Origin of the sequence: Streptomyces sp. SP17BM10 (genome assembly GCF_036322405.1) — a bacterium.
Taxonomy (GTDB): domain Bacteria; phylum Actinomycetota; class Actinomycetes; order Streptomycetales; family Streptomycetaceae; genus Kitasatospora.
Window position 1 is genome coordinate 1 of sequence record NZ_JAQYXB010000682.1, and the last position, 438, is coordinate 438.

Genomic DNA, 438 nt, shown 5'->3' on the forward strand with positions numbered 1-438 from the left:
CCCAGGCGGCCCCCCCGGCGCAGCTCACGCGGGGCTGTCTGCGCGGTCCTCCGGGCGGGGCGGGCTGGCTGCCCCCCGGCGGGGCCGCCGCCCCCCCCCCCCCCCCCACCCACCACAACAACCCGCAAAAAACCCAGAACCTGACGCGCCACCAACAACAAACACCCCCCCCAAAAACGGTAAGCGACCCACTACCCCAAACCCAAGAAAAAAAAACAACACAACACCAACAACAAACAACCCCCCCCAAACCCCACAAACCAAAAAAAGAACCACCACCCCCCCCCCCCGCCACCCCCCAGGCGGCCCCCCCGGCGCAGCTCACGCGGGGCTGTCTGCGCGGTCCTCCGGGCGGGGCGGGCTGGCTGCCCCCCGGCGGGGCCGCCGCCCCCCCCCCCCCCCCCACCCACCACAACAACCCGCAAAAAACCCAGAACC

General features: G+C 71.5%; 1 protein-coding gene. It reads right to left on the bottom strand.

Features of this window, described 5'->3' with window-relative positions:
* On the bottom strand, window positions 1-325 hold a 325-nt coding region (locus tag PUR71_RS39090), incomplete at its 3' end, for a hypothetical protein (RefSeq protein ID WP_329932054.1).
* Window positions 326-438 lie beyond the last annotated feature (113 nt).